General features: G+C 55.5%; 18 protein-coding genes. 6 read left to right on the forward strand and 12 right to left on the reverse strand.

Annotated elements, in window-relative coordinates:
- Window positions 1-91 precede the first annotated feature (91 nt).
- Window positions 92-745: a 3'-5' exonuclease family protein gene (locus KUC_RS13680; protein WP_040481098.1), complete on the reverse strand. Its 654-nt coding sequence runs from the start codon at window positions 743-745 to the stop codon at window positions 92-94.
- A gap of 5 nt (window positions 746-750) precedes the next feature.
- The gene (locus KUC_RS13685) at window positions 751-2,595 is read right to left on the reverse strand and encodes a DUF294 nucleotidyltransferase-like domain-containing protein (RefSeq protein WP_007113807.1); all 1,845 of its coding nucleotides are present in this window, start codon (window positions 2,593-2,595) and stop codon (window positions 751-753) included.
- A 708-nt stretch (window positions 2,596-3,303) separates the two neighbouring features.
- On the opposite strand from KUC_RS13685, the gene KUC_RS13690 reads away from it, so the two are divergent.
- From KUC_RS13690 to KUC_RS13705, 4 genes are all read left to right on the forward strand, one after another.
- Window positions 3,304-3,564, forward strand: a complete 261-nt coding sequence (locus tag KUC_RS13690; RefSeq protein ID WP_007113808.1) for a DUF4212 domain-containing protein — start codon at window positions 3,304-3,306, stop codon at window positions 3,562-3,564.
- 6 nt (window positions 3,565-3,570) lie between these two features.
- The gene (locus KUC_RS13695; protein WP_007113809.1) at window positions 3,571-5,352 is read left to right on the forward strand and encodes a sodium:solute symporter family protein; all 1,782 of its coding nucleotides are present in this window, start codon (window positions 3,571-3,573) and stop codon (window positions 5,350-5,352) included.
- A gap of 123 nt (window positions 5,353-5,475) precedes the next feature.
- Window positions 5,476-5,985 (forward strand): hypothetical protein, encoded by a 510-nt coding sequence (locus KUC_RS13700; protein ID WP_007113810.1) that lies wholly within the window; start codon window positions 5,476-5,478, stop codon window positions 5,983-5,985.
- A gap of 113 nt (window positions 5,986-6,098) precedes the next feature.
- Window positions 6,099-10,040: a hybrid sensor histidine kinase/response regulator gene (locus KUC_RS13705; RefSeq protein WP_007113811.1), complete on the forward strand. Its 3,942-nt coding sequence runs from the start codon at window positions 6,099-6,101 to the stop codon at window positions 10,038-10,040.
- Between the two features lie 45 nt (window positions 10,041-10,085).
- On the opposite strand, the gene KUC_RS13710 is transcribed toward KUC_RS13705, so the two are convergent.
- From KUC_RS13710 to KUC_RS13720, 3 genes are all read right to left on the reverse strand, one after another.
- Complete coding sequence (locus KUC_RS13710; RefSeq protein WP_007113812.1) at window positions 10,086-10,748, reverse strand: response regulator; 663 nt, start codon at window positions 10,746-10,748, stop codon at window positions 10,086-10,088.
- A gap of 262 nt (window positions 10,749-11,010) precedes the next feature.
- On the reverse strand, window positions 11,011-12,960 hold the full coding sequence (acs, locus tag KUC_RS13715; protein WP_007113813.1) for an acetate--CoA ligase: 1,950 nt from the start codon (window positions 12,958-12,960) through the stop codon (window positions 11,011-11,013).
- A gap of 194 nt (window positions 12,961-13,154) precedes the next feature.
- Window positions 13,155-13,703 (reverse strand): SprT family zinc-dependent metalloprotease, encoded by a 549-nt coding sequence (locus tag KUC_RS13720; protein WP_040480904.1) that lies wholly within the window; start codon window positions 13,701-13,703, stop codon window positions 13,155-13,157.
- A gap of 63 nt (window positions 13,704-13,766) precedes the next feature.
- Here KUC_RS13720 and KUC_RS13725 point away from each other — a divergent pair, with 63 nt between their 5' ends.
- The gene (locus KUC_RS13725) at window positions 13,767-14,426 is read left to right on the forward strand and encodes a YecA/YgfB family protein (RefSeq protein WP_040481100.1); all 660 of its coding nucleotides are present in this window, start codon (window positions 13,767-13,769) and stop codon (window positions 14,424-14,426) included.
- A gap of 49 nt (window positions 14,427-14,475) precedes the next feature.
- Here the strand turns inward: KUC_RS13725 and KUC_RS13730 are convergent, their stop codons facing one another.
- From KUC_RS13730 to ampD, 7 genes are all read right to left on the reverse strand, one after another.
- On the reverse strand, window positions 14,476-15,597 hold the full coding sequence (locus KUC_RS13730; protein WP_007113816.1) for a phospholipase D-like domain-containing protein: 1,122 nt from the start codon (window positions 15,595-15,597) through the stop codon (window positions 14,476-14,478).
- A 23-nt stretch (window positions 15,598-15,620) separates the two neighbouring features.
- Window positions 15,621-16,370: a class I SAM-dependent methyltransferase gene (locus tag KUC_RS13735; protein WP_007113817.1), complete on the reverse strand. Its 750-nt coding sequence runs from the start codon at window positions 16,368-16,370 to the stop codon at window positions 15,621-15,623.
- Window positions 16,367-17,065, reverse strand: coding sequence for a tRNA (adenosine(37)-N6)-threonylcarbamoyltransferase complex dimerization subunit type 1 TsaB (tsaB, locus tag KUC_RS13740; protein ID WP_007113818.1), 699 nt, complete (start codon window positions 17,063-17,065; stop codon window positions 16,367-16,369). Before tsaB ends, KUC_RS13735 begins: the two co-directional genes overlap by 4 nt.
- Window positions 17,066-17,172: 107 nt before the next feature.
- Window positions 17,173-17,826 carry an adenylate kinase gene (adk, locus tag KUC_RS13745; protein ID WP_007113819.1) on the reverse strand — a complete coding sequence of 218 codons (654 nt, stop codon included), beginning with the start codon at window positions 17,824-17,826 and terminating at the stop codon, window positions 17,173-17,175.
- Between the two features lie 268 nt (window positions 17,827-18,094).
- Complete coding sequence (gene aceF / locus KUC_RS13750; protein WP_007113820.1) at window positions 18,095-20,125, reverse strand: pyruvate dehydrogenase complex dihydrolipoyllysine-residue acetyltransferase; 2,031 nt, start codon at window positions 20,123-20,125, stop codon at window positions 18,095-18,097.
- A gap of 58 nt (window positions 20,126-20,183) precedes the next feature.
- Window positions 20,184-22,856 (reverse strand): pyruvate dehydrogenase (acetyl-transferring), homodimeric type, encoded by a 2,673-nt coding sequence (aceE, locus tag KUC_RS13755; RefSeq protein ID WP_007113821.1) that lies wholly within the window; start codon window positions 22,854-22,856, stop codon window positions 20,184-20,186.
- 400 nt (window positions 22,857-23,256) lie between these two features.
- Window positions 23,257-23,838 (reverse strand): 1,6-anhydro-N-acetylmuramyl-L-alanine amidase AmpD, encoded by a 582-nt coding sequence (ampD, locus tag KUC_RS13760; RefSeq protein ID WP_040480906.1) that lies wholly within the window; start codon window positions 23,836-23,838, stop codon window positions 23,257-23,259.
- A 128-nt stretch (window positions 23,839-23,966) separates the two neighbouring features.
- On the opposite strand from ampD, the gene nadC reads away from it, so the two are divergent.
- On the forward strand, window positions 23,967-24,674 hold a 708-nt coding region (nadC, locus tag KUC_RS13765; RefSeq protein ID WP_244264801.1), incomplete at its 3' end, for a carboxylating nicotinate-nucleotide diphosphorylase.

Genomic DNA, 24,674 nt, shown 5'->3' on the forward strand with positions numbered 1-24,674 from the left:
GTATGGTGAAGAGAAGAGGCGCTACAAAGAAATAATTGGCCACTATTCTAACAACACTCTTCGCCTTGACCCAACTACTCGTCACTCCGCCCTAAGCAGCCTGTGCCATTATGCGCTGCAGGCGCATATACAGCAGTGCGCTGGCGGTTGCCTCTCCAAGCACACTCTGCACGCCCATAGCGGGTACTTGCCAGCACGCCAACGCCTGGGCGAAGCTGCTGGGCGCTTCGACCTCCGGATGCAAACGCCGCAGCTGGCGCTGATGCAGTTTTGCCACATCGACCTGAGCGTTGGGCAGCGCAAAATTCAGCCACTTTATGAGCAGTGCATTTAATGCCCCAATCCGCTGCTCTAACTGCCAGCCAACAATAGGGCGATTACCGATAAACTCCACTAATGCGCTCAAGTTATCACTGCTTGGCGGCAGCGCCGCCCCAGCCTCGCATAGCAAATGATGACGGCGCAGCGTCACGCTCTCGGGCTGCTTCGCGCTGCCTAGGGTGACCACAAAAGCGCGGCTGGTATGCACCTGTTGCTGGCTCAGCACCACCGCCGCCAAGCTGATCACCGGCGATGATGGTGTTGGCGTTGCGGTGCAAGCGAGCGCCACCAGCTCTTCGCCCATATAGGGCTGAAACAGCCAAGCATAAGGGGAGCCTGCACAGCGGCGCCGGTCGCTTTCGCGGCGTAGCAAGTTGCGTAGCGAACCGCTAAATAGCGCCACATGTCGATCTAACAGCCGCATACCGCTCACGAGTACTCCAAATGGTAACGATGGGAAAGCCGCTGCTTAAAGTCTTTGACGATATGCATCGCTTCACGCAGTAGGTCGCGTTCCAGGGAAGAGAGGTTTTGCACCACGACACGGTTAGCGCGGCTGCTGCTTTGAGAGTTAGCTTCTTGGGTATCGACAGACATATCCAACGCGCTTAACTGCTGTTTAAGACGCAGCTCGGAAAACAGTGCCAACGCTTCGCCCAGGTCATCTGCAAAACGACGATCCAACCTGCCATCGGCAGCCAGTGCATCCAAGCGATCAAGCGTTGATGTGGCTTTGATACGCCGCTCAAGCGCCATGGTACGTACGCCGTGAACAATAGGGAAAATACCGCCTTTCTTGATATCGATACCGTGCTGGGGCTTTTTCAACGAGCCAAACAGCGTCAGTGGCGTCGAGAACCGCAGCGCCGTGCGGGCAAAATAGGACAGCAGCAGCTCATCGTTCGAACAGCGTTCAAACAGCTCATCACGGACGCTTTCAAGTAAGCTTGGGTTACCCGCCACCGCATGGGCGTCGAGCATAATCGCCAGCTTCATCAGGCTGTCGCCATCGCGCTCCCTGGCCCACTTGGCAATATTGCCTTTCCATTGCGATACCGTGGCTACCCACTCGGGGTTAGACACCATAATATTGCCGGGGCACGGCGGATAACCAAGCTGAATAAGCGTATCGGTGAGCGTCTGCATGTGACTGGCAAGGTCAGGCCACTGGGTTTCATCGGCAAGAATCAAGCCGTTATCCTGATCCGTTTTTAGAATCTGCTCACCGCGCCCCTCGCTGCCCATCACCATCATGCAGCTCTGCTCGTGGTAGCGCTCATCAATGGTGAACTCCCAGGCTTTACTCATGATACGGCCGTTCAGCGCGGCGAGCAGATCCATTGCAAAGCGCAGCTTAACGCCCTGGGCCATCAGCGCTTTGACCAGTTCCGGGGTGCGCTGACTGGCCGCCGAAAGCGCCTCTAAGCTGGTCGCCTGCTCCACCTGTAGGCTCACCACATAACTGCGGCTTGAGAAGTAACTAAGCACATCGGTGAGCTCGACAACGCCTTTCAAGGCGTTTTGCTCCATCACTACTACTCGTGCCACTTTATGGCGGGTCATCAGCACCAATACTTCAAATAAATACTGATCAGGTGCGGCGGTCACCAAATTGAAATGGGCGATCTCATCCACCGGTGCTGTGACGGCGCGGCCCTCCAGCACTAGGGCGTTGAGCAGATCGGTTTTGGTCACCATGCCCAGCGTGTCGTGGGTCTCCACCAGTAGGCTATCGGCGTGGCTTTCGTTGAGCTGCTTTACAGCACTGGCAATATCGGTCGTCGCTGCCATCAGCAGCGGCTCGCGCATACACTCGCTCACCTTGGCCAACATAAAGCCCGCCATGGTAACCCCCCCTTCGGCGCGCTTTTCGGTCAGCAAGCGCGCCTTATGAGTCAGCGACTGGCGAAAGAAATTGCTGAAATCAGGATAGTGGCGACACAGTTGCTGAAACAGCGCTTTGGGCAGTAGGTAGCACAGGCACTCCTGTTCAGCCTTAAAGCGGTAGCGGCTTTTACCATTGAGAATGCTGATAGCGCCAAACAGATCCCCCGCCGTATAGTGGCCAATGCGTGAGGTAGACGAGGGCAGCGTCGGATCGATTTCCGCGACTTCGCCTTTATGGATCAAAAAAACGAATTCACCCGCTTGTCCGGTCTCTAAAATAATTTCGTCACGATCAAAATAGGCAAGGTCAATGCCGCGGCGAATATGATCACGCCCCTCATCATCAAGAAGCGTAAACGGCAGCTGGGATAGATCCACATCGACCATGGCGTATGACCTCATTAATCGGGACTGCGACTCATCGGATTTTGCATTATGGTGAGCTAGCAGACATAAGAAAAAACAAATAGACATCGTGAATCGATGTTGCCCCACATAAACTGACCTACTTCAGCGCTTCAAAACTTTTATTGCTTATTATATGAAGGTGGCTGTACGGGTATAAAGGATTCACTTCCCAAGTAGCAAGTAGAACGTTGTTATACCTTTAGCTATCACGCTAAGGTCGAAGCGACTTTTGATACGCTACCAAAGTATCGATAGTTACTAACCACCACTACCGATTAAATGCAGCATATGTATTTAAAGTAGCCAACAACTACCTTTGTTTGCTTACTAGACTATTGTCCCATAACCCTGCAAACGCCTACAAATTTCGCTTAAATGGTGTCTAAAAATACGTACTTTCAACAACATGCATCTCATAAAAAGCCATTAAGCTGTTTATTGATACCAAAGTCTGGGATTTATTTTTTGACGTTTATTGCCCAGTATTAACAATGAGTCATGCAGGGTAATCGCACGCCACTAACTAACTCGACATTGCATATCGAATAATAAGGTGACGTGCCAACAGGAACTGACTCACCACTCCTAACGATTGAGTGGCTTTAGACGTGCGATTGCCCTGATGGGTCACACGCTATTCCTCGTGAACTTTCCCAACCTTAAAAATCACAAGTGGAGAGCAACACAATGGCAGACGACAAAACCAATGCTGCTGAATACTGGAAAGCAAACGTCCGCTTAATTTTCGGATGCCTGGCCGTTTGGGCATTTGTTTCTTACGGATGCGCTATCCTGTTTCGCCCACTGCTCGCCGGTATCCCGGTTGGCGGCACTGATCTTGGCTTCTGGTTTGCACAACAGGGCTCTATCCTGACATTTATCGTGCTGATCTTCTTCTACGCCTGGAAGATGAATAAGCTCGATCAAAAATTTGGCCTTGGGGAGTAAGCCGGTATGAGCCAGTTTGCAATTAACTTACTGTTCGTCGGCGCCTCCTTTGCTTTGTATATAGGCATTGCGATTTGGGCGCGCGCCGGCTCAACGAAAGACTTCTATGTCGCGGGCGGTGGGGTTCACCCCATCACCAACGGCATGGCCACCGCGGCGGACTGGATGTCAGCGGCGTCGTTTATTTCCATGGCGGGTTTGCTGGCCTCAGGTGGCTACGCCAACTCCACCTTCCTGATGGGGTGGACAGGTGGCTACGTTATCCTGGCGATGTTGTTAGCCCCTTACCTGCGCAAATTCGGTAAGTTCACCGTGCCAGACTTCATCGGTGACCGTTTCTACAGCAACACCGCTCGCCTGGTGGCGATCGTGTGCTTGATTGTGGCCTCGGTGACCTACGTTATCGGTCAAATGACCGGTGCGGGCGTGGCGTTCTCGCGCTTTCTGGAAGTCAGCAATACCTGGGGTATCTGGTTAGCCGCGCTGATCGTTTTCCTCTACGCCGTATTTGGCGGTATGAAAGGCATCACTTACACCCAGGTGGCACAGTACGTCGTTCTTATTATCGCTTACACCATTCCAGCGGTGTTTATTGCCTTCCAGTTGACCGGCAACCCGATTCCGATGTTCGGTATGTTCAGCACACATACTGAATCCGGCATTCCGCTGTTGGCTAAACTGGATGACGTCGTTAGCGCTCTTGGCTTCCGCGACTACACGGCCGATGTGGATAACAAGCTCAACATGGTGCTGTTTACCCTGTCGCTGATGGTCGGTACTGCCGGTCTTCCCCACGTTATTATCCGCTTCTTCACCGTACCGAAAGTGGCCGATGCGCGTTGGTCTGCAGGTTGGGCGCTGGTCTTCATTGCCTTGCTTTACCTGACCGCGCCAGCGGTGGGCTCTATGGCTCGCTTGAACCTGGCGACTACCGTGTATCCAGAGATGGCAGGGCAGGTTGAGAACTACGAAGAAGCTGTACAAAATCCGATTCTCTACGAAGAGCGCCCAGACTGGGTTCGCACATGGGAAGAAACGGGCCTGATCAGCTTCAATGATCTCAACAATGACGGCCGCATCCAGATGTATAACGATGCTGTCGACTATTCTGAGCGTGGCTGGGAAGGCAACGAACTGACCGTTAATAACGATATCCTGGTACTCGCCAACCCGGAAATTGCCAATCTTCCCGGCTGGGTGATTGGTTTGATCGCAGCCGGTGGTATTGCGGCGGCTCTATCTACCGCAGCAGGCTTGCTGTTGGCGATCTCTTCCGCAATCAGTCACGATTTGATCAAAACCATGATCAATCCGAAGATTTCCGAAAAAGGCGAGATGTTAGCGGCGCGAATCTCCATGGGCGGTGCGATACTGTTGGCCACCTATCTGGGGCTCAATCCACCCGGGTTTGCGGCACAAACAGTGGCATTGGCCTTTGGTATTGCCGGTGCCTCACTCTTCCCAGCGCTGATGATGGGCATCTTCTCCAAGCGGATGAACAGCCCAGGCGCAGTTGCCGGTATGCTGGCGGGCTTGATTTCCACCCTGCTGTACATCTTCACTTACCTGGGCTGGTTCTTTATTCCCGATACCAACACGCTGGCTAACACGCCGGATAACTGGATCTTCGGTATTTCGCCGCTCTCCTTCGGTGCCGTAGGCGCGATGATCAACTTCGCCGTTGCCTTCGCGGTCTCCAGGGTGACCGCTGCGCCGCCACAGGAAATTCAGGATCTAGTGGAAAGCGTTCGCTATCCGAAAGGTGCTGGCATGGCGGTAGATCACTAAGTCATACTCCTTCCTGACGCGTTATTGCCGTATGGCAATAACGCTTTGGAATCGACCTCACCATCGGGCTTCCTTCGGGAGGCCCGATGGCTTTATATAGACGGCTTTTTGAAAGGATAATTTATGATTTGGCATTTGATCGCCGCCGTTTTTGCAGGCCTTGCGGCTGCCGGGATTGGCTTGATACTGCGCACTTTGAGCGGCAAACGTTTGCCCAAGTGGATAGTGCCGGTGTGTGGCGCGCTGGGGATGTTGGGCTATCAAATACAGGTCGAGTACAGCTGGTTTGAACACAAGCAGGCGCAGCTACCCGAGACCGCTACGGTGATATCAACGGAGAGCAGCACGGCGGTGTGGCGCCCCTGGACCTTTGCATTCCCCATGATCACCAAGTTCAGCATGGTCGATAGTGAAAACATTCTTATGAGCGAGCAGGATGGCGCCCGTTTAGCAGAATTTATCCTTTATCAGTTTGAGCGTCATCACACCGATATATTGATCACCCAACACTATCTGCTCAACTGCGATAACCGTGAGCTAGTGCCGCTGGATGAAGACTCTCGCGACCCCATCCTGGAAGAGATCCGCACGCTGCGCGAAACATCACCGCTACTCAACAACGTGTGCACATAGACAAATAAAGTCTGTGGTGTAAACAAGCCGAGGGAATGGTCGTACAGAACCCTCCATTTCGCCTAGAATGAAGCCTTTTTATTAGCGCACCACACTCTGGCGGGGAGAAAGGCATGTTTCACGGCGGGCTACTGGTAGCGGTTTCGTTACTCTATATTGCCGTTCTATTCGGCATTGCTTGGTACGGTGACCGCCGCGCGCGTACCCACGGCGCCACCCGCCGGCGTCCGATCATCTATAGCCTGGCGCTGGCGATTTACTGCACCTCGTGGACGTTTTATGGCGCGGTTGGCCAAGCAGCCACCGCGGGCTGGTCGTTTGCGAGCATCTTCGTCGGGCCGATATTGACGTTTCTGCTGTTCTGGCCGGTATTGGCCAAAATGATCCGCGTCGCCAAGCACCAAAACGTTACCTCGATTGCCGATTTTATTGCCTCCCGCTACGGTAAGACCCAGTCGCTGGCCGCCTTTGCCAGCCTGGTCGCCCTTGTCGGCACCCTGCCCTACATCGCGCTACAGTTAAAAGCGGTTTCTACCACTTTCAGCGTATTGACCGATGCCACCGATGTGACCCATGCGCCGCTATTTGGCGATACGGCCTTCTATGTGGCGATCGTGATGGCGATCTTTGCGATTCTATTCGGTACCCGCCACACCGATGCCACCGAACACCACGAAGGCTTAATCCACGCCGTGGCGTTTGAGTCGCTGGTCAAACTGCTCGCTTTCGTGGTGCTCGGCGCCTTTGTTACCTGGGGCATGTTCGATGGCCTGGGTGAACTAATGGGGCACGCCGAGAGTCAGCTCGAACTCCAGCGCCAGCTGGCTAATCAGGATTTTGGCCAAAGTTTCTGGGCGCAAACGCTGCTCGCGATGTTGGCGATTCTGTGTCTGCCGCGCCAGTTCCATGTGGCAGTGGTGGAGAACATTCACCCCGACGACGCCACCAAAGCCCGCTGGCTGTTCCCGCTTTATCTGCTGGCCATTGCGTTTTTTGTGGTGCCACTGGCTGCAGCTGGCTTGCTGCTGTTCTCCGAAAGCGGCGTAGAGCCCGACACCTACGTGCTGGCGTTATCCATGGCCTCAGGCCATCAGTGGTTAACGCTGCTTACCTTTATCGGTGGCTTCTCGGCGGCGACTGGCATGGTGATCGTCGCGGCGGTGGCCGTGTCGATCATGATCTCCAACGAAATTGTTATCCCAGCGCTGTTCCGACTTCGCTGGTTTGATACCAAGGCCCGGGATTATGGCCGCTTGGTGCTGCGCGCGCGGCGCTTAACCATTGTTGCCGTACTGGCCATGGCCTACGGCTTCTATCAGTTGATTGCCGAGTTCACCTCGCTGGCCTCCATCGGCATGCTCTCGTTTGCCGCCGCCGCCCAGTTTGCCCCGGCGTTGATTGGCGGGCTCTACTGGAAGCGCGGCAATCGGCTTGGGGTGATCGTCGGTATGAATGCGGGCTTCGCCATCTGGGCCTATAGCCTGCTAATGCCGGCTATGATCAATGCAGGTGTGCTACCCACCGCTTGGCTAGACGGCGGCCCGCTGGGGCTTAACTGGCTATCGCCCACGGCGCTGTTCGGCCTCAATTTAGGTGACAGCTTTACCCACGGCGTGATGCTGTCACTCGGGGTTAACCTGTTCTGCTACATTTTTGTTTCCCAGGTGACCTCACAGCGAGTGGTTGAGCGCATTCAGGCCTCCCTATTTGTAGATAGCGTAGAGACCCGCCAAACCTCGGTTAACCGCCCCTGGACCGGGGCGACCACCGTCGGCGATTTAAAAGTCCTCTGCGAGCGCTTTCTAGGCGCGGGCCAGGTGGATCGCGCCTTTGAAGACTACGCCCGCCGGGTGGGTAAACCGCTGGACAACGGCACCCGCGCCTCCATCGATATCATTCAGTTCACCGAGCGCTTTCTGGCCTCGGTGCTGGGCGCCTCATCGGCCCGCATCGTGGTTAATTCGGCGCTTCAAGGGCGCGGCATCGGTATCTCAGATGTGATTTCGATTGTCGATGAAGCCTCCCAGGTATTGGAGTTCAACCGAGCGCTGCTCCAGGCCACCATCGAAAACATTAACCAGGGCATCAGCGTGGTCGACCAGAACCTGCGCCTGGTGGTATGGAACCAGCGCTATCTGGAGCTGTTCCGCTTCCCTGACCACTTAATTCGCGTTGGCGCCCCCATAGACCGTATTTTCCGTTACAACGCCCACAACGGCGAGTATGGCCCGGGGGACCCGGAGGAGCACGTACAGCTTTTGCTCGACAATATTCGCGAAGGCCAGCCCCACCGCTACGTGCGCTATCGTCAGGATGGCAGCGTACTGGAAGTGCAGGGTAACCCAATGCCCGGCGGCGGCTTTGTGTATACCTATCAGGATATTACCCAGCAGAAGCGCATCGAAGAGGCGCTGATCCGCTCGGAAAACAATATCCGTATCTACACCGACAACGTGCCCGCACTGATCGCCTACTTCGATAAAGAGTGCCGCTACCTTTTTACCAACCGCGCTTACGAGCAGGCGTTCAATATTGACCGCAATGCGGTGATTGGTCGCCGTTTTGAAGACGTGCTGCAAATTAAGCAGGCGGAGGAGCGCGCGCCATGGGTCGCGCGCGCCTTGAAAGGCGAACGGGTGAGTTTTGAGGTCTCACTGCGGGTGAATGAGGCCATGCGCTATATGCTGGTCACTTACACGCCGCACTTTGGCGACAGTCAGGCAATCCTGGGCTTCTTTGCTCTCTATCAGGATATTACCGAACGCCGTCAGGCTGAAATTGCTCTTAAAGAGACCAACGAAACCCTGGAGGAGCGTGTTCGCGAACGCACCCAGGCGCTCTCTGAAGCCAATGCGGCGCTGCGCCAGGAGAACCGCGTACGCGCCGAGGCGGAGCTCGCCCTGCGCCAAGCCAAACAGCTAGCGGAAGATGCCAATGCCTCTAAGACGCGCTTTCTGGCCGCGGCCAGCCACGACTTGTTGCAGCCGCTTAACGCGGCACGCCTATTTACCTCTGCATTGATGCAGAACGTGACCACCACCGATACCCAGCGCATCGTTGGCCATATCGATAACTCGCTGCAGGCCGCCGAGGAATTGCTCAGCACCCTGCTGGATATCTCTAAGCTGGACGCAGGTGCGCTAACGCCCCGCCGCAGCCACTTTGCCCTAGCTGATATCTTCCGCCCGTTACGCGCCGAGTTTGAGGTGATGGCGGACGATCGCGGGCTAGATTTAGAAGTCGTGCCTACCCAACTTTGGGTCGACTCAGACCCCCAGATGCTGCGCCGTATCGTACAGAACTTCCTGTCCAACGCCATTCGCTACACCCAAGAGGGTCGCGTACTGCTGGGCTGCCGCCGTCAAAACGGCTGGCTGTCTATTGAAGTGTGGGACAGCGGCCCCGGCATTCCAGAATCCAAGCTGACTGAAATTTTTCAGGAATTCCGCCGCCTGGATCAGGTCTCCCGCCACAAAGAGAGTGAGAAAGGCCTAGGGCTGGGGCTCTCCATTGCCGACCGCATGAGCCGGGTGCTGGATCACCCCATTAAAGTGCGCTCGACGGTAGGCAAAGGCGCCGTATTTTCGGTCAGCGTGCCTATTGTTACCGCCCACGAAGCGAGCAATACCGAGCTTGAACCACAAGCCCGACGCGGCAGCCATAAGCTGAGTGGTACGCGGATTGTATGTATCGACAACGAGACGCTGATTCTGGAAGGCATGACCGCTATGCTTAGCGGCTGGGGCTGCGAGGTGTTTACCGCCACCAGTATCGGCGGGGCCAAGTCGATCTTACGCAACATGGATGGCGACCCTGACGCTATTTTGGCGGACTATCACCTGGATAACGAAGTCACCGGACTAATGGCGCTAGAAGCGCTCAGCGAGCGCTTTGAAGGGGCGGTGCCGGGGATTGTGATTACCGCTGACCGTACCGAAGCTGTGGCCGAGGAGATCAAGCGGGCGGGCTATCAACTGCTGCTGAAGCCCGTTAAACCGGCGGCGCTGCGAGCACTATTGACGCGTACGTTACAGGCCAATCGCGCGGCGCGCTAAGCGCCGCAAATGAAGATTTTATCAAGCGGTGAATAAAGGACGTACTTACGACACCACTTTCGGCGGTTCGACTTCCAGCTTCTGGGCAGCAATCACAGCCTGGGTGCGGGAGTGAACGCCCAGCTTGCGTAGAATCGCCGTCACGTGAGCCTTGATGGTCGCTTCAGAGACGCTTAGTTCGTAAGCGATCTGTTTATTCAGCAGGCCTTCGGTCAGCATATTCAAGACACGAAACTGCTGGGGTGTTAGCGACGCAATCGCCTCGGCAAAGCGCGACTCCTCTTCACTGGTCTCTTCCAGCACGTTAGCTAACGCTTCTGGCAGCCACACTTCTCCCTGCAGGATTTCCCCTACAGCCTCGGCAATGAGCTGCAGTGACGACGATTTAGGGATAAAACCCGACGCGCCGTAATCAATAGCACGACGCACCACATAGGGTTCATCACTGCCAGACACTACCGCAACTGGGATATCAGGCATCTGGCCGCGCAGTTGGATCAAACCTGAGAAGCCGTGGGCTCCCGGCATGTGCAGATCCAGCAGAATCAAATCGGCATCTGGGTGGCGATTCACCACGTCGGTGGTGGCTTCCATGGTGTCCGCTTCGACAATTTCCGCCTGGGGGGCCAACTGGCGTAACGCTTGGGTCAGCGCTGCACGAAACAGCGGGTGATCGTCAGCGACGATAAACTTATGAGCTACTGCCATGGATATTCCTCCGGTTCCTCGAGCAGCGGGGTTGTCTGCCGCCGCGACGCTAGGCTCTTACGGTTGTGAAGCATGGTACCCCATGGGCTTCATCATGCCCAAGCATCACATGCATAATTTATAATAGATAGTTCATACAGGTGAAACGCGTATCTATAAACGCATATCTATAAACACAATCGTGCCGACCTACTCGGGTCGGCACGGTTTTGAGTCGGCAAACAAGCCTTATTAGGCTAAACAGCCTATAGCGTTGTCGCCATTATTGGTTGGCGCGATGCTCAATCAGCTCATCGACTACCGACGGATCGGCCAGCGTACTGGTATCGCCCAAGCCATCACACTCGTTGGCAGCTATCTTACGCAGGATACGGCGCATGATTTTACCTGAGCGGGTTTTCGGCAATCCTGGCGCCCACTGAATGATATCCGGCGAAGCAATCGGGCCAATATCTTTGCGCACCCACTGGGTCAGCTCTTTTTTGAGTTCGTCGGACTCTTCAATACCGTCATTCAGGGTGACATAGATATAGATGCCCTGTCCCTTAATATCGTGCGGGAAGCCAACAACGGCTGCTTCAGCAACGGCGCTGTGTGCAACCAGAGAGGACTCAATTTCGGCAGTCCCCATACGGTGACCAGACACGTTCAGAACGTCATCCACACGACCAGTGATCCAGAAATAACCATCCTCATCGCGGCGACAGCCGTCACCCGTGAAGTACATACCGTCGTAGGTCGAGAAGTAGGTCTGGATATAGCGCTCGTGGTCACCCCAAATAGAGCGTGCCTGCCCCGGCCAGGAGTCAAGAATGACCAGGTTACCTTCTGTGGCGCCTTCCAGTTTTTTACCTTCGTTATCTACCAGAGCGGGCTTCACGCCAAAAAACGGTACTGTCGCAGAGCCAGGTTTAAGCGGCGTAGCGCCCGGTAGTGGGGCTATCATGATGCCACCGGTTTCGGTTTGCCACCAGGTATCCACAATTGGGCATTTCTCATTGCCGATAACGCGGTAGAACCATTCCCATGCTTCCGGGTTAATCGGTTCGCCCACAGAGCCCAACAGCCGCAGGCTATCGCGCTTGCTGGAGTCCATGACGTTATCACCATGGGCCATCAGTGCACGCACCGCGGTGGGCGCAGTATAAAGAATATTGACGTTATGCTTATCAACGATATCGCCCAGTCGGCCATGGGTAGGATAGCTTGGAACACCTTCAAACATTAAGGTAGTTGCGCCGTTGGCCAAGGGGCCATAAACGATGTAGCTATGCCCGGTGACCCAGCCAACGTCCGCGGTGCACCAGTAAACCTCCCCCTCTTGATAGTCAAACACATACTGGTGCGTCATGGCGGCGTAGGTCAGGTAGCCGCCAGTGGTATGCTTCAAGCCTTTAGGCGCACCGGTAGAGCCTGAGGTGTAGAGAATAAACAACGGGTCTTCTGCCCCCATGGGCTCGGCTGCGCATTCGCCAGACTGCTGGTCGACGAGGTCGTCAAACCAAATATCGCGGCCCTCGTTCCAATCAATCTCACCGCCAGTACGTTTCACCACCAGAACGTTTTTGCACACGTCGGTGCCTTCACGGGTCAAAGCAGCGTCTACGTTTTCTTTCAACGGCACGTGCTTGCCGCCACGCACCGATTCATCGGCGGTAATCACCAGTTTGGAGTCGGCGCCAATCACCCGCTGAGCAACGGCATCTGGCGAGAAGCCACCAAATACCACGGAGTGCACCGCACCGATACGTGCACAAGCAAGCATGGCCATGGCGGCTTCGGGAATCATCGGCATATACAGTGTAACGGTGTCGCCTTTACCGATGCCCAGCTCTTTCAGCGCGTTGGCCAACTGGTTCGTACGTGCGTAAAGCTCGCGGTAAGTAATGTGCTTGGAGTCATCGGGATTGTCGCCTTCCCAAATGATTGCCGTCTGGTCGCCGCGCTTATCTAGATGGCGGTCAAGGCAGTTGGCGCTGACGTTAAGCAGTCCATCCTCAAACCAGCGAATATCGACATTGTCACGCGCAAAGGAGGTGTTTTTGATTTTGCTGGGCGCTTTAATCCAGTCAAGGCGTTTGGCTTGTTCAGCCCAGAAGCCTTCCGGGTCGTCTATCGACTGCTGATACATGGCCTCATATTTGGCTTTATCAGCCCAGGCATTGGCGGCGAAATCGTCGCGCACCGGATAGACGTTCTGTTGATCGCTCATAAAATTGCCTCTGTCCGTGAAAATGCACTCTCTAAGAAACTGTAGTCGATACGATTATTTATGAGGCTTATTGCCCATTATCTGGAGTATCGACTGCCATTAATGTTGTCCTAGCATAAACCTCCTCGCGCAGGCTTCCCTTTAGACATTGGTATTATCATTTTCTATTTAAAAAACAGTTATTTATAAACAAATCAAAGCTCATTTTCTGGTTTGTAGACCAAGGTCTTAGCGCAGTGTCGACAGTGGTAACGACGCCCGTTTACGACTAAAGCATGACGCCTCGAGGTAAAGTGATGAAACCGGCAATCGCACTGGTAACGATAAGGTGCGGGCTGCGCCTGCTGGATATCGAACCGATGGGTCACACTAGGAACTAAGCCGAAGAGATCGCGCATCACCGTTTTCCACTCGCGGCCATGGGGTTTTAAGCGCGGGCCATTGTCCAAATGAAACACCAGCCAGTGGGCCATTTCGTGGGGAATCACCTCATCAAAAAACGCCGTGCGGTTTTCACTCAGCAGCACCGGGTTTAAGCGTAAGCCGCCGTGACCAAGATTCGCCTGCCCTGCTGAAGCGCCGCGCAGGTTAAACCACACTTTCGGGGCTGGCAGCGCTGGGCACACTTCACAGCAGCGCTGCCACGCCTGATCAACGCGAACCCGCGCAGCCAGATGCAACTCTGTTTCCGACATGGCCGCCAATTCAGTGGTAGGCCAAGGGGGCAGTGGTGACGTCTTCATTAGTGATAAACTAACCGTTATAGGTAACTTTTGATGAACGATTGTATTAACGAGGCTTTACTCATGGCAGAGCGCAGCGATACGTCTGAAACGAACACGCCACCGCAGCCACTGCTCGAGGATGAGCAGCTGGATAGACTGGACGACTTCCTCGACTCTGATCAAGTCGATGAAGACGCCCTGGATCTCATTTCCGCCCATGGCTTTTTAGTGGCCCTTGCCGTGGCTCCTAGCGAAGTGCCGCCTACCCAGTGGCTGGCTGAGCTGTTTCAGGGTGAGCCTCGCTACGCCGATGACGCCGAGCGTGATGAGATTATCACCCTGCTCACGCTGCTGCGTGACAACGCGGTGGCGGTACTCGAACAAGGCGGCTTACCGGAACTCCCCTTTGAGCTAACGCTGGCTGGCGAACTCGCCGAGGAAACCCCCATTGGTGACTGGTGTGCAGGCTTTATGGAGGGCGTTTTCAGCGACGAGAGCGCCTGGTTCCAGGACGATGAAGAGGCCGCCGCCACTCTGCTGCTACCGTTTATGCTGCTCTCTGGGCTGTTCGACGATGAGCCGGATATGGCCGAGCTTGCTAAAGATCAAGAGCGCCAGGAGTCACTGGTGGTTCAGTTGCCGGAACTGGTTTTGGATCTTTACCTGCACTACCGCGTGCCGCCGGAAACGCCAAAACCTAAACCACGTAAAAAAAACCCTGCAAAAGGCAAAAAGCGCTAGGTGCTTAGGCTCAATACTTAGACTAGAGACTAGGTACCTAGAGTAGCCACTATTTTAGCCGCGCCACCACGGCATCCATCACGCCATAGATCCACTCACGGGCGCGCTGCCCCCAGGGGCGCGCCGCCCAAGCCGTGGCATCTACCTCCTGGCTGGCGGCAAAGTTACGCTCAAACAGCTCGCGTACGTCAGCCGCGAGTTTCGGATCCTGCGCCTCTTGGTTAGCCTCTAGGTTCCAGTGCAGATTCCAGTGGTCAAAGTTACACGAACCAATGCTCACCCACCCATCGGCGAGCACAAATTTGGCGTGGATAAAGGTCGGCTGAAATTCAAAAATGCGCACTCCGGCCTTGAGCAGGGTATGAAAAAAGCGCTGACCGGCAAAGCGAACGCTGGGATGGTCATGCTTTGCCCCCGGCAACAATAAACGCACGTCAACACCGCGGCGAGCCGCCCGAACCAAGCGCCGACGCAGTGCAAAAGTGGGCACGAAATAGGGTGTACATAACCAGAGTCGTTCATTTACCTGGCTGACCCGATGATGCAATGAGTGACGAATCGCTTGATAACGGTAGCCACGCGCCGACATCGCTCGCCCAAGCACGCCATTGGCAAGCACCTGTGGCTCACGGCGTTCAGGAAGAACTCTCGCGCTGCCATCGCCCTCCTCGGCACGGGTCAGCCGCGAATGCCACAGGCGCCGAAATAGCTGCTCCCAATCGGCCACCACTGGCCCTTCAATACGCAGAGCAATTTCGTACCAGGCGTTCAAAAACTCATCCACCGCGCCAAAGCCACCGGTGAACGCGAGCTCACCATCAATAACCACTATTTTGCGGTGATCACGGCTTAGGTTCCGTGCTAAAGAGTGAAAGCCAATGGGATTAAAAAAGCGCAATTGAACGCCGCCGTGCAGCAGGTTTTGACGATCATCACTGGAGAGCCCCATCGAGCCATACCCATCCAGCAGCAAACAGACGGATACCCCGCGCTGGGCAGCCTCAATCAGCACATCGCTGACTTGTTCCGCCAATTCCCCTGACTCCATCAGGTAGAGCTCTACCAGCACATAGTGACGTGCGGCACTAACTGCTTCAAACATGGCCGGCAGAAAGCGCGCAGCCTCTGGCAACAGCGTAAATCGATTACCTTCTCGCCACGCATTCTGCATGGGTGCTCCCTGGTTGGCTGCTTCTAGCGATCTACCTTTAATGAGCGATGTACATATAAATCGTAGCGGCTGGTTTTACCCTCAAGGGTATGCTGCGGCGCTGGGCCCGTAATAGGCGGCGCCTTCCGGGGGCGCTTAACCACCACGCGGTGAGTGGCCACATCCAGCGCCGCTTCAAGCAAGCGAGGGGCGTCGTTATCATCACCGGCCAACTCGCGAAACAGACGCATCTCTTTTTTCACCAGCGCCGATTTCTCACGATGGGGAAACATCGGATCCAGGTGTATCACCTGCGGTGAAAAGTGAGCACTGGCCACCAGTTCAGCCAGGGATTGAGCGGCATCGCCATGACGCAGCGTCATGCGGGCAACAATATCCGCCGTATCGCTATGCCTGGAGGCACGTTTCAGGCCATCCTCCAACAGCGCAGAAATCGCCTCGACCCGCTCGATTAACAATACCTGGGCGCCTAGGCTGGCCAACACAAACGCATCTCGCCCCAGCCCGGCGGTGGCATCGACAATGTAGGGCGTCATGCCCTTGGCTAGCCCACAGGCCTTTGCAACAAGCTGGCCACGCCCACCGCCAAAGCGGCGCCGATGGGCCGCTTTGCCTGCCGCAAAATCAACGCTGAGTGGCTTGCCATAGCGCTTCTCATCACCGATCAGCACCAACCCTTCATCACGCTGCTCTAAACGCAGGCCGTCGGGTAGAACAATGCTCTCAACGTCTCTATGAACGTCACCCTCAAAATAGCTCTCTACATAGCTCATGCAGGCTTTTTCCAGGCCACATCATTGCGCAAATAAACCGGCTGAACGAGGTGTGCAGCTTGGCCAAGCCCAGCGGCAAAATCACGCACCGCCAGCCACGCCATCTCTTCGGCGCGGGGCTCTAAATCATCCAAATGCTGGGGCATGCTGAGTTGCACATCGACAGTGAAGCGGTCCCACAGCGTAAAGCCGCTGCCCACGCCTACCCAGTCGGTTTCTTCACCTGGCAAGCCCAGCGTTTCAGGGGCTAGCACCACTTCAGGGCTCATCGGCGTGATGGTATCTTTAAGACAGTGCCACGTCGCGGCGTACACCTCTCCCATGCGGGCATCCAAGGCAGTCACCACATGGCGGAGGTGGTAGCGGCGATGTGCCTGAAGGGCCAGCGCCTCCAATGTAGAAACACCCAACAACGGGCAGTCCAGGCCAAAGGCTAATCCTTGAGCAGCGCCCGCCGCTATACGCAGCCCGGTAAATGAACCTGGCCCTCGGCCAAAGGCCACCGCGTCCAGCTGGGAAGGCGTTACCTGCACTTCGGCAAGCACTTCATCCACCATCGGCAGCAGCCGCCGGGTATGGGCACGGGGCGTCATCTCAAAGCGCGCCAAGCACTCAGTGCGCGAGTCGTCTTGGCGCAGTAGGGCTACAGAGCAGGCGCTTGAAGAGGCGTCCAGGGCAAGCAGATGTAACGGCATAGCAAGTGGCCACTCGAAAGAAAGGTTTCTGCATTATACCTTTGTCACGCTAACACGACGATGGCCCGCATTAAGCGGGCCATCGGCGAAGATATAAAACGCTTTTATCAGCTAAGGGCTTCTTTTACCTGACGGGTGATATCCGTCACGCTGCCTACGCCTTCGATGCGGTGGTACTGGGGGGCGTTTTCAGAATCTTGCGCGGCCCACTGCTGATAGTAATCGACCAGCGGTGCCGTTTGATCGTGGTAAACCGACAAACGATTACGCACAGTGGCTTCTTGATCATCTTCACGCTGGATCAGCGTTTCACCGGTAACATCATCTTTGCCTGGCTCTTTGGGCGGATTGTGCTCAACGTGATAAATCCGGCCCGAGGCTTGATGAACACGGCGTCCCGCCAAGCGACTAACGATCTCTTCATCGGGTACAGCAATTTCCAACACGTGATCCAGTTTGACGCCGCCCTCTTTCATGGCGTCGGCCTGGGGGATCGTGCGCGGGAAGCCATCGAACAGGAAGCCATTTTCACAGTCGGGCTGGCTGATCCGCTCTTTAACCAGATCGATGATGATGTCGTCAGACACCAGGCCACCGCTGTTCATAATTTCTTTTACTTTCAGGCCCAGCTCAGTGCCCTCTTTTATGGCCGTGCGCAGCATATCCCCGGTGGAAATCTGAGGAATCTTAAATTGCTCGCAAATAAACTGAGCCTGAGTCCCCTTCCCCGCGCCGGGGGCACCCAACAGGATTAAACGCATGGCACTGCTCCTTGAAGTTCTCAGTATGAAACATGAGTATGAAAAAAGGTATGAAAAATGAGTATGGAAATTCTGTTAATTGACAATAACCGCGCCTCTCGAGCGACACAACTCCCCAAAAGCCTGAGAGACCCGCTTTTATGTCACTTTTTTAAAGTTAAAACAGCCAAGTGACGCAAAACTACCACTTTGGTCGCCCTGCTATAGGTTTTCGCAAACACAAGCGGCGCCCCGAGGGGCGCCGCTTGTGAAAGCACATCGCTACCAATTACAGCAGTAAACGACGAATATCGGTCAGCACATCGGCCAGGAAGGCGGTAAAGCGTGCTGCATCGGCGCCGTTGATCGCACGGTGATCGTAGGAGAGCGACAGCGGCATCATCAAGCGCGGCTGGAAGGCACTGCCATCCCATACCGGCTTCATCTGCGCTTTAGAGACACCCAAAATAGCCACTTCCGGCGCGTTGACAATCGGTGTAAACGCCGTGCCACCAATCGAGCCAAGGCTCGAAATGGTGAAGCAGCCTCCGGTCATCTCATCGCGCTTAAGCTTCTTGGTCTGGGCTTTCTTGCCTAGCTCCGCCATCTCCTTGGCAATCTCGATCAAGGATTTTTTATCGGCGTTGCGTACTACCGGCACCATCAGGCCATCGGGCGTGTCCACAGCGATACCGATATGGACATAGTCCTTCCATACCATGGTTTCACCGTCTCCCTTCAAGCTGACGTTGAACTGCGGGAATTTACGCAGCGCAAAGGCACAGGCTTTAACCATAAACGGCAGCGGCGTTAGCTTGGCACCCTGGGCTTCGGCTTCGGCCTTCATCGCCTTGCGGAAAGCTTCCAGCTCGGTAATGTCCGCTTCGTCGAACTGGGTGACGTGGGGCACATTGAGCCAGCTGCGATGCAGGTTGGTCGCGCCCATTTTGAGCAGGCGCCCCATGGGCTTCTCTTCCACTTCCCCAAACTGGCTGAAGTCGACTTCCGGGATCGGCGGAATGCCCGCACCGCCAGTGGCCGCGGCTGCCGCGCCGGGCTGAGCTTTCCCCTGATTGGCAACCGCCTGCTTCACATAGGATTGTACGTCCTCTTTGAGCACGCGATCTTTCGGGCCACTGGGTTTCACCAACCCCAAGTCAACACCCATCTCACGGGCCAGCATACGTACCGCAGGACCGGCGTGAACCAGCTTGCCATCACGGGGCTTATGGGCCGCCATCTGCGCTTCCGGACTGGGCGTGCCTGCTGGAGACTCAGTGGCCTTGGTCTCTTTTTTAGGCTCAGATTTTTCGGGCGAAGCTTTTTTCGGTGCCGCTTGCTGACTCTTAGCATCCGCTTTAGCGCCAGCCACTTCCATATAGCCGATCACATCGCCTTCGGAGACGGTGTCACCCTCTTTAACGGTGAGCTCAAGTAGCTTGCCTTTATAGGGGCTGGGCACGTCCATAGAGGCTTTGTCAGACTCCAGGGTAATCAACGGATCTTCTTCGTTGACTTCGTCACCCACCGCTACGCCGATCTCGATAATCGGCACGTCAGAGGAGCCAGACAGATCCGGCACGCGAATCTCTTTGCGTTCCGGTTCGCCGCTGGCGGCTTCTTCTGGCTCGTCATCCTGCTCAGCCGACACTTGTGGTTCGCTGGCTTGGTTGGATGCCTGGTCGTCAGAAGCGTCTTCGCTGTCATCGCCACCTTCGCCAACGATCTCCATCTGGCCGATCACATCGCCTTCCGAGACCGTGTCGCCCTCTTTTACGGTAAAGCTAACGATCTTACCGCTATGGGGGCTGGGCACGTCCATGGAGGCTTTGTCAGACTCCAGGGTGATCAGCGTGTCTTCGGCTTCGATTTCATCGCCTTCGCTGACGTCGACTTCGATAATTTCTACGCTGTCAGAGCCGCCGAGATCGGGCACTTTAATATCAACCGTCTGCTTACCACCGGCTGACTTTTTAGCCGCGGGCTTCTGCTCTTGAGACGGCTCTTTCGGCTTGTCCTGTTGCGCAGGGGCTTCTTTAGGTTGGCTATCGGACGAGCTCTCTTGTTGCTCGTTGCTGCCACCTTCCACCTCCAGCTCAACGATATCGTCACCTTCGGAGACGCTATCGCCTTCTTTGACCAGCACTTTAAGCACCTTGCCGCCTTTAGGGGCCGGTACATCCATGCTGGCTTTATCGGATTCCAGCGTGATTAGGGTGTCTTCCGCTTCAATGACGTCGCCTACTGACACCGCAATCTCGATGATTTCGACATCGGTATCGCCGCCGATATCGGGAACTTTGATGATTTCGCTACTCAAGGTCGCGCTCCTTCCAAATCGGATCGAGCCGGTGGGCAATCGCCCACCGGTCAGCGGTTTAGCTAGTCAGCGGGTTAGGCTTATTGGCATCAATGCCGTACTTCTTAAGCGCTTCGCCAACCTGCTTGCGATCAATCTCACCACGTTCAGCCAGCGCACGCAGCGCCGCCACGGTCACGAAGTAGCGATCTACTTCAAAGAAGTAACGCAGCTTCTCACGGGTATCGGAACGGCCAAAACCATCGGTACCCAGTACAGTGTAGTCACCCGGCACCCAGGCGCGCACTTGGTCGGCATACAACTTCATGTAGTCGGTCGAGGCGATAATCGGGCCATCGCGCCCTTCCAGGCACTTGGTGACGTGGGGCTTATTGGCCTCGGCCTCTGGGCTTAGGAAGGCTTCACGATCTAACAGCAGCGCTTCACGACGCAGCTCGTTAAAGCTGGTCACGCTCCAGATGTCGGCGCCAATGCCCCAATCGTTCTCGAGCAACTCAGCGGCGGCTTCCACTTCGCGCAGAATAGTGCCCGAGCCCAGCAGTTGAACGCGGCCTTTGTCACCCTTGGTTTCGCGTAGCAGGTACATGCCTTTGACGATATCGTCGGCGGGTACGTTTTCTAGCGCCGGGTGCTCGTAGTTCTCGTTCATCACCGTCAGGTAGTAGAAGCAGTTCTCTTTATCAGTGAACATGCGCTTCAGACCATCCTGCATGATGACCGCCACTTCATGGGCGTAGGTCGGGTCGTAGCTGCGGCAGTTGGGGATGGTGGATGCCTGAATCAGGCTGTGACCATCCTGGTGTTGCAAGCCTTCGCCGTTAAGGGTGGTACGCCCCGCGGTGCCGCCAACCATAAAGCCACGCGCCTGCAGGTCGCCTGCTGCCCAGGCCAAATCGCCAATGCGCTGGAAGCCAAACATCGAGTAGTAGATGTAGAACGGCAATAGCGTGACGTTGTTGTTGCTGTAGGAAGTCGCCGCGGCGATCCAGGCGGACATCGCGCCCGCTTCAGTAATACCTTCCTCAAGGATCTGACCTTTCTGATCCTCGCGGTAGAACATGATCTGGCCTTTATCCACCGGCTCGTACTTCTGGCCTTCCGAGGTGTAGATACCCAGCTGGCGGAACATGCCCTCCATACCGAAGGTACGCGCCTCGTCGGGGATAATTGGCACGACTTTTTTGCCTAGCTTCTTATCTTTCACCAGACCGTTAAGAACCCGTACAAACGCCATGGTGGTAGAGACTTCGCGGCCTTTCGAGCCGACCATTTGCGAGGCAAAGGTTTTATCTTCGAGGCTGGGAATTTCCAGTGCCTCAAAGTCGCTCTGGCGGCTAGGCAAGTAGCCACCCAGACGCTCACGCTGAAGATGCATGTACTTCAGCTCGGGAGAATCGTCTTCCGGCTTGTAGTAAGGCACATCTTTGAGCTGTTCATCGGTGATCGGAATGCCGAAACGATCGCGGAAGGTCTTGAGCGCTTCGTACTCCATGCTCTTGACCTGGTGCGCTTCGTTGGCGGCTTCGCCATCGCCGCTGCCCATGCCATAGCCTTTAACGGTATGCGCCAGGATAACCGTGGGCTTGCCATTAGAGGTATTCACCGCTTCGTTGTAAGCCGCGTAAACCTTGAACGGGTCGTGGCCACCGCGGTTGAGCTTCCAGATATCTTCGTCGGAGAGGTCTTTGACCATCGCTTCGGTTTCTGGGTACTTACCAAAGAAGTGCTCGCGGGTATACGCGCCGCCGTTGGCTTTGTAGTTCTGGTACTCGCCGTCGACCGCTTCATCCATGCGCTTCTGAAGGATGCCTTTCTTGTCCTTCTCGAACAGCGGATCCCAGTGACGGCCCCAAACGACCTTAATCACGTTCCAGCCAGCACCACGGAAGACACCTTCGAACTCGTCCATCACGCGGGAGTTGCCGCGTACCGGGCCGTCAAGGCGCTGAAGGTTGCAGTTGATAACGAAGATCAGGTTGTCGAGGTTTTCGCGACCTGCCAACGAAATGGCACCCAGGGATTCCGGCTCGTCACACTCGCCGTCACCCATAAAGCACCAGATCTTGCGGTCATACATGTCCTTCAGCTCACGGTGATGCAGGTACTTCATCACGTGAGCTTGATAGATCGCTTGGATCGGCCCAAGCCCCATGGAGACCGTGGGGAACTGCCAGTAGTCCGGCATCAGCCACGGGTGCGGGTAGGACGAGAGGCCATCGCCATCGACTTCCTGGCGGAATTTGTCCATCTGCTCTTCAGACAGACGACCTTCCAAATAGGAACGCGCGTAGATACCCGGCGCCACATGCCCCTGGATATACACCAAGTCACCGGCAAAGTCGCCCTGGGGGGCGCGGAAGAAGTGGTTAAAGCCCACGTCATAAAGCGTTGCCGAGGACATAAAGCTGGCAATGTGGCCACCCAGACCCGGCTTGGCACGGTTATTACGAATGACCTGCGCAATGGCGTTGTAACGGATCAAAGAGCGAATACGACGCTCCATGAACAGGTCGCCAGGCATCGGTGCTTCGCGGTGAACCGGGATCGTATTACGGTGCGGGGTTGTCACCGAGAAGGGCACCTTCATGCCGTCCCGGCGCAGGCGATCCGCCAGGCGGGTCATCAGGTAGCGGGCACGATCTTCGCCCTCACGATCCAATACCGATTCCAGGGAATCAATCCATTCCGTGGTTTCGATCGGATCGAGATCTTCTCTTGTCTCCAGACTCATAGAGGTCTCTCCGAATGACGATAAATGACAATAATCCCCGCTACCCGAAGGGCCTGGGACGGCGGTGTGGAATTCCACCACTCGCCAACATTCAGCCGGTAATTAAACGCCGGATAGGGGTTTTAGCTCTACATTCAATAAGCTACGTACTTATTGATGTAGTAAAGCTACACAATTTTGTTAAAAGTTAGCCTTTTGTATAGGGGAAGATACCTCAAAGTCGCCACGCTGCCAATTCTGTTGCAGCGGAAAAGCCTATCGAAAACAAACTATTGCACTGCAACATAAGCAATACATAGAGCATTTTTCATGGTTACCCACCAGTCACCCAATGTAATTAAACTACCGTTTTATTACGTTACTAGTGAAATACTTAGCGTGAAAAAACGTAATCCAACCGCTAACGCTCAAGGCGCGATCCCAGCCGCTGCTGAAAATACGCCCAGTCAAACGCCGGGCCAGGGTCTGTTTTGCGCAGCGGCGACACATGGGCATGGCTGGTTATACGGCTGCTATCTAGCTGGGGGTTGCGCGCCAATAGCCACACCACCGCTTCTATCAGCGCGTCATACTGGGCCCGGGTGTAGGGACTAACGTCATCCCCTTCAAGCTCAATCCCCACCGAGAAATCGTTGAGTGCCCTTCGCCACCCTGCTTGGCGAGCGTCCCACCAGCATGAGCGACCTGCATGCCAAGCACGCTGATCTGTATCAACAAACTGCACGCACTCACCATCGCGACGGATAAGCAGGTGCGCAGAGACTCTTAAATGGGCAATTTCGGCGAAAAACGGATGCTCATCTACCACCAATTGATTGGTAAATAGCGCCTCGATAGCATGACCACTAAACTGACCAGGGGGAAGGCTGATCGCATGAATCACTAGCAACGACACCTCACCGGTGGGCCGAGAGTCACAGTTTGGTGAAACGACTTTACGCGCGCTTTTCCACCACCCGTCGAAGGGTTGTTTGTTTTCCACTGGCAAGGGTTCGTCCTCTACGTTAGCGCTCTCTTTCTGTGTTCTCTTTCTGTGTTCTCTTTCACCTTCACCGCTGTTTTTCACTACAATGCCCGTCATCGAAGACGACGTTCAGAGAATTCACTGCCATGCATTATCAATCCGCTCTTGCTGAAGAAATCCGCGCCAGCGCCGCTCGCTTGCTAGCAGAAGACGTTGGCCCGGGTGATATTACCGCGCAATTGATCCCTGAACACCAGTGGGCCAGCGCCGACGTTATTAGCCGTGAAGCCGCCATACTGTGCGGAGCACCCTGGGTGGATGAGCTGTTCCGCCGTCTGGATAGTCGGGTAAGCCTGACCTGGCACGCCGCCGATGGCGACAAGCTTGAGGCTGGCCAGTGTTTTTTAACCCTGGAAGGCCCCGCCCGCATTCTGCTCACCGGCGAGCGTGCGGCGCTGAACGTGCTGCAAACACTGTCTGCCACCGCCACCGCCACCCGCGCTTATGTCGACCTGATTGAAGGCACTGGCGTACGCCTGCTTGATACGCGCAAAACGCTGCCCGGCATGCGCTTGGCGCAAAAATATGCGGTTACCTGCGGAGGCGGACACAATCACCGCATTGGCCTGTGGGACGCATTTTTGATCAAAGAGAACCACATTGCTGCCTGTGGGGGCATTCAAGCGGCGGTTGCCCAGGCGCGCAAGCTAGCCAGCGACCTACCTGTGGAAGTCGAGGTAGAAACCTTTGAAGAGTTGGATCAGGCGCTGGCAGCGGGGTCTGATATTGTCATGCTCGACAATTTCGCCATCGAAGACCTGCACGTTGCAGTTGAAATTAACGGCGGGCGGGCG

Origin of the sequence: Vreelandella boliviensis LC1 (assembly GCF_000236035.1) — a bacterium.
GTDB lineage: Bacteria > Pseudomonadota > Gammaproteobacteria > Pseudomonadales > Halomonadaceae > Vreelandella > Vreelandella boliviensis.

Bases quoted from the DNA above. Each gene is read 5' to 3' on its own strand.
- KUC_RS13680 (WP_040481098.1), bottom strand. From the start codon at position 745: ATGCGGCTGTTAGATCGACATGTGGCGCTATTTAGCGGTTCGCTACGC.
- KUC_RS13685 (WP_007113807.1), bottom strand. From the start codon at position 2,595: ATGGTCGATGTGGATCTATCCCAGCTGCCGTTTACGCTTCTTGATGAT.
- KUC_RS13690 (WP_007113808.1), top strand. From the start codon at position 3,304: ATGGCAGACGACAAAACCAATGCTGCTGAATACTGGAAAGCAAACGTC.
- KUC_RS13695 (WP_007113809.1), top strand. From the start codon at position 3,571: ATGAGCCAGTTTGCAATTAACTTACTGTTCGTCGGCGCCTCCTTTGCT.
- KUC_RS13700 (WP_007113810.1), top strand. From the start codon at position 5,476: ATGATTTGGCATTTGATCGCCGCCGTTTTTGCAGGCCTTGCGGCTGCC.
- KUC_RS13705 (WP_007113811.1), top strand. From the start codon at position 6,099: ATGTTTCACGGCGGGCTACTGGTAGCGGTTTCGTTACTCTATATTGCC.
- KUC_RS13710 (WP_007113812.1), bottom strand. From the start codon at position 10,748: ATGGCAGTAGCTCATAAGTTTATCGTCGCTGACGATCACCCGCTGTTT.
- acs (WP_007113813.1), bottom strand. From the start codon at position 12,960: ATGAGCGATCAACAGAACGTCTATCCGGTGCGCGACGATTTCGCCGCC.
- KUC_RS13720 (WP_040480904.1), bottom strand. From the start codon at position 13,703: ATGAAGACGTCACCACTGCCCCCTTGGCCTACCACTGAATTGGCGGCC.
- KUC_RS13725 (WP_040481100.1), top strand. From the start codon at position 13,767: ATGGCAGAGCGCAGCGATACGTCTGAAACGAACACGCCACCGCAGCCA.
- KUC_RS13730 (WP_007113816.1), bottom strand. From the start codon at position 15,597: ATGCAGAATGCGTGGCGAGAAGGTAATCGATTTACGCTGTTGCCAGAG.
- KUC_RS13735 (WP_007113817.1), bottom strand. From the start codon at position 16,370: ATGAGCTATGTAGAGAGCTATTTTGAGGGTGACGTTCATAGAGACGTT.
- tsaB (WP_007113818.1), bottom strand. From the start codon at position 17,065: ATGCCGTTACATCTGCTTGCCCTGGACGCCTCTTCAAGCGCCTGCTCT.
- adk (WP_007113819.1), bottom strand. From the start codon at position 17,826: ATGCGTTTAATCCTGTTGGGTGCCCCCGGCGCGGGGAAGGGGACTCAG.
- aceE (WP_007113821.1), bottom strand. From the start codon at position 22,856: ATGAGTCTGGAGACAAGAGAAGATCTCGATCCGATCGAAACCACGGAA.